Source organism: Paraburkholderia sp. SIMBA_053 (assembly GCF_046534895.1).
In the GTDB taxonomy this organism is placed as follows: Bacteria; Pseudomonadota; Gammaproteobacteria; order Burkholderiales; family Burkholderiaceae; genus Paraburkholderia; species Paraburkholderia caledonica.
In genome coordinates, this window is record NZ_JAWRXU010000085.1 from 1 (window position 1) to 501 (window position 501).

A 501-nucleotide genomic window follows, 5' to 3' on the forward strand; every position below is an offset into this window, starting at 1 on the left:
TCAGCCACTATCTGGCGAACGTGGTGCGCAGCATGCCTGTGCCCGGCAATACCGTCGACGCGACGCCGCTGCCCATGCCCGCTCCCGCGCCGGCGCTGGTCGTCACGCCGATGTCATCCACGCCCGGCGGCAACGCGGCGCCTGTCATCATGCCCGCGCCTTCGAAGGAACCGACCACGCCGGTTGCAGCGGCAGCGACGCCAGTTGCTTCGGCAGCGCCTGTCTCCGCGACGACGCACGCGCACGAAGCCGCCGCCGCGTCACCCGATAGCACGCCTGCGATCATCGAATCGCCGGCTTCGGATGCGGCGGCTTTGGCGCAGTGAAATTGCCGCGTTGCGTTGTCGGGTCGTAAGCGCTGTGTCGCGATGGTCGACCGTGAGGCGATTGCACGCTTAATCGACTCAAATCATGAGTCGATAGTCACTCTCGCGCTGCGGACTGAACTGCCGACAGCTTTGCCACTCACGCCGCAATTTTTATTTTCACCCCGCACTCAAG

Annotated in this window: 1 pseudogene; it reads left to right on the top strand. The window is 64.9% G+C overall.

Annotated features, from left to right (window positions below):
• A pseudogene (locus tag SB753_RS34665) lies at positions 1 to 326 on the top strand (DUF2242 domain-containing protein); the annotation flags it as partial.
• Positions 327 to 501: the final 175 nt, after the last annotated feature.